Source organism: Paenibacillus sp. MZ04-78.2 (assembly GCF_024213375.1).
Classification (GTDB): domain Bacteria; phylum Bacillota; class Bacilli; order Paenibacillales; family NBRC-103111; genus Paenibacillus_G.
In genome coordinates, this window is sequence record NZ_JANAVJ010000024.1 from 64,470 (window position 1) to 71,873 (window position 7,404).

General features: G+C 55.2%; 6 protein-coding genes. 5 read left to right on the forward strand and 1 reads right to left on the reverse strand.

The window, feature by feature from the left end:
* Positions 1-74 precede the first annotated feature (74 nt).
* The 3 genes from NLX71_RS16995 (at position 75) to NLX71_RS17005 (ending at position 3,474) form a co-directional block, all read left to right on the forward strand.
* Positions 75-1,004, forward strand: coding sequence for an ABC transporter permease (locus tag NLX71_RS16995; RefSeq protein WP_375377935.1), 930 nt, complete (start codon positions 75-77; stop codon positions 1,002-1,004).
* 62 nt (positions 1,005-1,066) lie between these two features.
* Positions 1,067-1,981, forward strand: a complete 915-nt coding sequence (locus NLX71_RS17000) for a carbohydrate ABC transporter permease (protein WP_254365007.1) — start codon at positions 1,067-1,069, stop codon at positions 1,979-1,981.
* A gap of 23 nt (positions 1,982-2,004) precedes the next feature.
* Complete coding sequence (locus NLX71_RS17005) at positions 2,005-3,474, forward strand: ABC transporter substrate-binding protein (protein ID WP_254365000.1); 1,470 nt, start codon at positions 2,005-2,007, stop codon at positions 3,472-3,474.
* A 225-nt stretch (positions 3,475-3,699) separates the two neighbouring features.
* On the opposite strand, the gene NLX71_RS17010 is transcribed toward NLX71_RS17005, so the two are convergent.
* Positions 3,700-4,497, reverse strand: a complete 798-nt coding sequence (locus NLX71_RS17010) for a C40 family peptidase (RefSeq protein ID WP_254365001.1) — start codon at positions 4,495-4,497, stop codon at positions 3,700-3,702.
* Between the two features lie 160 nt (positions 4,498-4,657).
* On the opposite strand from NLX71_RS17010, the gene NLX71_RS17015 reads away from it, so the two are divergent.
* Both NLX71_RS17015 and NLX71_RS17020 read left to right on the forward strand, forming a co-directional pair.
* On the forward strand, positions 4,658-5,704 hold the full coding sequence (locus NLX71_RS17015) for a peroxiredoxin family protein (RefSeq protein ID WP_254365002.1): 1,047 nt from the start codon (positions 4,658-4,660) through the stop codon (positions 5,702-5,704).
* A 131-nt stretch (positions 5,705-5,835) separates the two neighbouring features.
* Positions 5,836-7,239, forward strand: coding sequence for an NAD-dependent malic enzyme (locus NLX71_RS17020; protein ID WP_254365003.1), 1,404 nt, complete (start codon positions 5,836-5,838; stop codon positions 7,237-7,239).
* Positions 7,240-7,404: the final 165 nt, after the last annotated feature.

The window sequence follows — 7,404 nt, forward strand, 5'->3', positions numbered from 1 at the left end:
GAAAGCGATGTATGCGTTTTCTGAAATGGAGCTTGCGGACGCAAAAGAACGGGGGTGAAAAGCTTGTGGGGACCATTGGACGTACACTCAAGAAACTAAACCGCAACAAAACTTTTTTGCTCATGGTGCTGCCGGGAGCCGTCTATTTCCTGTTGTTCAGCTATTTGCCGATGCCGGGGGCGATCATTGCCTTCAAGGAATACCGCTTCGACCGGGACGGCTTCCTGGCGAGCATATGGCGGAGCAAGTGGACCGGCTTCAAAAACTTCGAATTTTTATTTCAATCCGAAGATGCTTACATCATCGTGCGCAATACGCTGCTGTACAATTTTGCGTTTATCGTGCTAGGTTTGGTTTTATCGGTGACGATGGCCATTGTTTTGCATGAAATCGTCAGCCGCCGGTGGGCGAAAATATACCAAACCGGCATGTTCCTGCCTTACTTTTTATCCTGGGTCATCGTCAGCTATTTCTTGTTCAGCTTCCTGAGCGTGGATCGCGGGGTGCTGAATCAGGCGCTGACGGCGCTCGGCATGGAGCGCATCTCCTGGTATGCGGAGTCGGCCTATTGGCCTTATATTCTTGTGCTTGCCAACCTGTGGAAGGGTGTCGGTTATTCCAGCGTTGTCTATCTGGCGGCCATCATCGGCATCGACAAGTCGTATTACGAAGCCGCGATGATCGACGGCGCGGGCAAATGGCAGCAGATTTGGAACATTACCCTGCCCTTTATCCGGCCGATGATCATCATCCTGACCATACTGGCGATCGGCGGCATTTTCCGCGCGGACTTCGGCTTGTTCTATCAGGTGCCGCGCAATACGGGCGCGCTGTTCGAAGTAACCAACGTCATCGATACGTATGTGTACCGGGGACTGAAGGTGACGGGCAATATCGGCATGAGCACGGCGGCCGGGCTGTATCAATCGGTGGTCGGACTCGTTCTGGTGCTGGTGACCAACGCCGCCGTGAAGCGGATCAACAAAGAGAACGCTTTATTTTAACCACTCGACGAAAAGGAAAGGGGGGAGCCTGCTTGCCAAGTCCGAATGCGCCTACCGCTGCCATGCGGAAGAAGAGCCGGGACTTTACGAAGCTGTCGCCGTTCTGGAACGGCGTATGCCACGCGATCGCCGGCGGGTTTGCCATTGCCTGCGTATTTCCGTTCATCTTCGTCGTCATCATCTCGCTGACGGACGAGCAAGCGTTAGCGAACAACGGCTATCAGGTGTTTCCGGAGATGTGGAGCTTCGAGGCGTACCGGTACCTTTTTCGAACCGGGGGTCAGCTGTTCCGGTCCTATGGGGTGACGCTCTTCATCACCGTCGTCGGAACGCTGCTCAGCGTGCTGACCGTCGCACTGTACGCATATGCGCTGTCCAGAAACAATTTCGCGTACCGGAACGCCTTTGCGTTTTTCGCCTTTTTCACGATGTTGTTTAACGGCGGGCTGGTGCCTTCGTACATCGTGACGACGCAGGTACTGCATTTGAAGGATACGGTGTGGGCGCTGATTTTGCCCACATGCGTTAGCGCTTTTTCGATCTTGATCATGCGCACGTTTTTCAAGCAGATGGTGCCGGATGCGATCATCGAGTCCGGCCGGATCGACGGGGCGGGCGAATGGAAGGTGTTCACGCATCTGGTGCTGCCCGTCTCGTTGCCGGGACTGGCGACGATTGGTCTGTTCAGCACGCTTGGCTATTGGAACGATTGGTTCAACGCGCTGCTGTACATCGATAACCCGAATCTGCTTCCGCTGCAGTCGCTGCTGATGAAGATCGAGAGCAACATTCAGTTTATCGTGCAAAACTCCAGTCTCAGCGACGCCACCCAGCGCTTCGAAATCGCCAAGTCGCTGCCGCAGGAGTCGTCAAGAATGGCCATGGTCGTCCTGGCCACGGGTCCGATCGTGCTCGCTTATCCGTTCTTTCAACGGTATTTCGTGCAGGGCCTGACGATCGGAGCGGTCAAAGAATAATTTCGTACAAGGAGGAAGGCTGCATGTTCAAACGGAAACGAATCGCCGCTGGGCTCGCTTCGGTGCTGATGCTGTCCGCGCTGGCCGCCGGCTGCTCCGGCGGTGCAGGAAGCCCGGCCCAGGAAGGAGCGGGCGCCGGTAAAGCGGACGGCCAGCCCGTAGAGCTGATCTGGTACACGATCGGCGGCCCGCAAAAGGATATCGACAAAGTGATGGAGGCCGTCAGCAAATATACGAAAGAGAAAATCAACGCCACCGTGAAAATGAAGATGATCGATTGGGGCGACTATTCCCAGAAGATGCAGGTCATCTCCGTATCCGGCGAGCCTTACGACATCGCGTTTACGAGCTCGTGGGCCTTCGACTACGTGCAGAACGCGCGCAAAGGGTCGTTTTACGAGATGGACGGCCTGCTGGACAAATACGGGCAGGGCATCAAGAAGGCCGTGCACCCTTCGTTCCTCGAGGGTTCCAAAGTGAACGGGCACAACTATGGGGTGCCGGCCAACAAGGAGCTGCCCGCGCAGGCGGTGTGGCGGTTCAATAAGAAGTACGTCGATAAATACAAGCTGGACCTCTCGACCGTCGGTTCGCTGGAAAGTCTGGAGCCGCTGCTTAAGACGATGAAGGAAAACGAACCGGGCGTATACCCGATTCCAAGCAACGTCGATCCGTTCGTTCCGTTCGATTCCGTCGTGGAAGGCATCCCGTTCGGGGTACGGCTCGATACGCAGGACTACAAGATCGTCAACGTATTCGAGACGCCTGAGTACCGGAAAATGAGCGAAACGATGCGCAAATACTACAAAGCAGGCTATTTGCCGCCCGACGCTGCGACCAAAACAGGCAACGATCACGAAAAAACCGGCAAATGGCTCGTCGACAAATCGCATACGGTCCCGTTCGCGGACAATTTATGGTCGGATGGCTTCAAATACGAGATCGTGTCCAAGCCGATCCATGAGCCGATCGTGTTCAACTGGTCGGTGACCGGCTCCATGATGGCGATCTCTGCGAATTCCAAGCATCCCGAGAAAGCGATGGAATTTTTGAACCTGCTGAACAGCGACGCGTATTTGCGGAATCTGGCGAGCTACGGCCTCGAAGGCACGCACTATAAAAAGGTTTCCGAGGGCGTCATTGAGCAGATCCCGGATTCCGGCTACACCATGCCGTCGTTTACGCTCGGCAATATGTTCCTGCTGAACCGGCTCCCCAAGGACCCGGCCGACAAGTGGGAGCAGTACGACAAGTTCAACAAATCGGCCAAGAACGCGCCGCTGCTCGGCTTCCAGTTCGACTCCTCGAAGGTGGAGAACGAGCTTGCTGCTGTCAAGAGCGTGTCGGAGGAGTTCAAGAAAGCGTTTGAGACCGGCTCCGTCGAGCCGTCGGAGGTGCTGCCCAAAGCGATCGACAAGCTGAAAGCCGCAGGAATCAACAAGGTGATGGACGAGGCGCAGAAGCAGATCGATGCGTGGAGAGCGAAGAAGTAAAGGTAGAGAAAGGGCCGTCTTTGGCGCAGAAAGTCTGCGGCGGAGGCGGCTTTTTTTTGTGCGCTGTTGCGAGCTTGAAAATAAGGGAACCATGATGCGCCAAGTGGAATGTGGAAGCGTTCCTCCGGACTGCCCCCACGTTCTTCGGCGAGTCTCGCAAAAGTTCGGCACAAAAAAGCTCCGGCTGCCCTCGTGAAGAGAGAAGCCGGAGCTTTTGAAAAAGGATTATTTCAACGCGCTTCCGCCGAAGACGAAGCGGTGTTCCCAATGCTTTCCTGCAATCGAATCGATGCGTACGCCGCCCGATGCTTTCGAAAACGTATGTAGTATTTTACCGTCTCCGAGGTAAATGCCCACATGCGAAATGCGTTGATTCGATTTGTTCGACGGGTAGGCCGACGCTTTCGTTCCTTTATAATCCATGAAGAACATCAGATCGCCCGGCTTCAGATTGCGCCAGTTGGTTGTCGTACCGCCGAGAGACTTAACGTAAGAGGCTTGTCCGCGCGAGTCGCTGGGCAGCGTAATCCCTGCGCCTTCCTTGAAGGCTTGGCGGGTGAAGTCGGAGCAATCGAACGTGCGGGTATTCGAACGGTCGGAAGCGAACTCGTAGGGAGTGCCCATATATTTTTTGCCTGCGGCGATGACCTTGTTAATGATCTCACTGCTATTGCCCGTTCCCGGCTTGGACGTGCTGCCACCATTAGACGATCCTCCGCTATTGGACGAGCTTCCGCCGGAACCGTCGGTGCGAACGTATTTGCTGCTTGTGGAGATATAGCCGACTCGGCCTTGATCGTCGCGAACTTTATACCAATAATTATTAACCTTATCGAGAATGTCTACTTTTTCACCTGTTTTTAGAAGGCCGTAGGTGGTTGAATCCGTATTCGGCGCCTTGCGGAAATTCACGCCGCTGACAATGGTGGCATTCGACGCGGCAAGGGCTTGTTCGGCTGTAAAAGCTCCGACGCTGATCGTGACGGTAGTGGCGAGTAACAGTGCGGTAAGTTGCTTTTTCAAGTGGAAATCCCTCCTGCAGTTCTAGTTGTTTTATGTACAAGCCTGGGAATCCACGGACGGAAAATCGTCCGATTCCACAAGCTGGGACACCATTTGACAACGTCCGGTCGCCGCCCCACAATGAAAGCAGGACATTTGACGAAAGAGCGGTGAGCAAACAATGGAAACGTGGACATGGGGGCCTTTCATCCTGCAAAAAAGCATGCTGGTCGTCATCGCGGCAGTTGCGGCGGGTTATATCATTTCGAGGCTGCGGTTAAAAGGTTCTTCCATCGAAGGAACGTTCGGCGCGATCGTTTCGAACGCGCTTCTTCTATGGGTGATCAGCTGGAAGCTGAGTATCCTTGTTTTCGATCCGGGGAGCGTGCTGTCCAGCCCGATGTCGCTGCTTTATTTCAGCGGCGGCGACAAAGGCGTCTGGCTGGCGACGCTGCTGTCCGGCGTATATGTATGGTGGAGCGCCAACAAGGCAAAATTGAATGCAGCCGTTTATATGGATTCGGTGCTTGTCTCGGTTATTGGGGGGTATGCCGTCTACGCGGCGCTGATTTTTTTTACGGAAGAGGACAGTCGTATCACTTGGGGACTTAAAGCGCTGCTTGCGGCGGGCTTAACGGCCTTCTGGATCGTGTCCAAAGCGAAGAGGGAGTGGCAGTCGCTCCTTCAGCGGACGGTCGTCTTCGTCGTCGGGTATGCGCTGATCGCGTCGCTGGCCGCCAATGTGTGGAATAAGCCTTCGACAGACACGGTTGAAGCGGGGGCAAACGTCGGTCTCAAAATCGGACAACAGGCGCCGGACTTTGAACTGCCATTGCTTGACGGTAAAACGGTCAAGTTGTCCGACTACCGGGGGCGGACGGTCGTGCTTAATTTCTGGGCGACGTGGTGTCCGCCGTGTAAGGCGGAAATGCCGTATATGCAGCAGGTACATACAGAGCAGGAGAACAATGGCGTAACGATCCTCGGCGTCAACGCTACATCGACGGAGGTCAGCGAGCCGGTCGTGCGCGCATGGGTTAAGGAGTGGGGGCTTACGTTCCCGATCGTGCTGGATCGTCAAGGCGAAGTCGGCAAGGCTTACCGCGTGAACGCTTATCCGGCCACGTTCGTCATCGACGCGCAAGGAACGATCCGGGTGAAGCATCCCGGGCCGATGAATAAGGACATGCTCGAGCAAGCCATCGCGAAAGCGGGGAAGCGCGGGTGAAAAAAGAATTTGATAGGGGATCATAGAGTTTTTGAATTGCGCGAAAAATAAATGTCGTGATAACATATGAGTATTGTAGGTCACATTGCTAGGTTCGATACATCATTTTATATAAAAGGAAGGATAACAGCATGGCACAGACGAGTATTATCTTACGTGTGGAATTGAACCACGAAAAGGTCACGTTCGGGGATGTAGCCGCCGCAATCAGCAAAACCGGAGGAGACATCACTTCGATCGACGTGATTCGGCCGGGTAAGGATTCGTCAATCCGGGACATCACTGTGGATGTGGCGGAATCCGCGGAATCGCAAGTGGTGGAAGCGCTGAAGCAGCACGAAGGCATCAAGCTGATCAACGTCTCCGACCGCACGTTCCTTGTGCATTTGGGCGGCAAAGTGTCCGTTCAGCCGAACCTTCCGATTAAAAACCGCGACGACTTGTCCCGGGTTTACACGCCGGGGGTTGCGCGGGTATGTACGGCGATTCACGAAAATCCGAGAAAGGCATACTCGCTGACGATCAAACGGAATACCGTAGCCGTTATTACCGACGGGACCGCCGTGCTTGGTCTGGGCGATATCGGACCGCATGCGGCCGCGCCGGTGATGGAAGGGAAAGCGATGCTGTTCAAGCAGCTCGCAGGCGTCGACGCTTTCCCAATCTGCCTCGATACGAAGGATACGGAAGAAATTATCCGCACGATCAAGACGATCAGCCCGATCTTCGGCGGCATTAACCTGGAAGATATCAGCTCGCCGCGCTGCTTCGAGATCGAGAGCCGGCTTAACGAAGAGCTCGACATCCCGGTATTCCATGACGATCAGCACGGCACGGCCGTCGTCGTCATCGCGGGATTGCTCAACGCGCTTAAAGTCGTCGGCAAACGGATCGAGAATGTGCGAGTCGTCGTGAACGGCATCGGCGCCGCCGGCGTATCCATCTGCAAAATGCTGCTGGCCGCAGGGGTTACGAAGCTGGTGCCGGTCGACCGCGAGGGCGCGATTGTCCGCGGCGGCACCTACGAGCATGCGATGTGGCAGTGGCTGGCCGACCAGCCGCAGGTGGAAGCCGAGCCTGGCACGCTGAAAGACGTGATCCGCGGCGGGGATGTCTTCATCGGCGTATCCCGCGGCGGCCTCTTGAACGGACAAGATGTCCAAGCTATGGCGCCGGACAGCATCGTCTTCGCGATGGCGAACCCGACGCCGGAGATCGCTCCGGAAGAAGCGCTGCCGCATGTGCGCGTATTTGCCACCGGCCGGAGCGATTATCCGAACCAGATCAACAACGTCCTGGTATTTCCCGGCATTTTCCGCGGGGCGCTCGATTGCCGCGCCCGCAACATTAACGAGCCGATGAAGCTTGCCGCGGCACGCGCCATCGCGTCCGTCGTCACGGATGCCGAACTGAACGAGCAGTACATTATCCCAAGTATTTTCAACGAGCATGTCGTGAAAAAAGTTCGCCACGCGATCATCGAAGCGGCGATCTTGACAGGCACCGCCCGCCGGATTCCGCCGGATTTCCGCTAAGAAACGGGCAGGTTCGAACGGAAGCACAAAATAGGATTGATGATTATAACGCAAGAAGCGAGTTCCGCTATATGGAACTCGCTTCTTTCTATCCTGAAAATTAATTATCTTGTAAAAGCTTCGAAGGCATCACTAAATTAACCCGGTAACATCTGTTTTTTTAAA

Excerpts from the sequence above, each read along its gene's own strand:
- NLX71_RS17000 (WP_254365007.1), top strand. The coding sequence starts at position 1,067 with ATGCGGAAGAAGAGCCGGGACTTTACGAAGCTGTCGCCGTTCTGGAAC.
- NLX71_RS17015 (WP_254365002.1), top strand. The coding sequence starts at position 4,658 with ATGGAAACGTGGACATGGGGGCCTTTCATCCTGCAAAAAAGCATGCTG.
- NLX71_RS17005 (WP_254365000.1), top strand. The coding sequence starts at position 2,005 with ATGTTCAAACGGAAACGAATCGCCGCTGGGCTCGCTTCGGTGCTGATG.
- NLX71_RS17020 (WP_254365003.1), top strand. The coding sequence starts at position 5,836 with ATGGCACAGACGAGTATTATCTTACGTGTGGAATTGAACCACGAAAAG.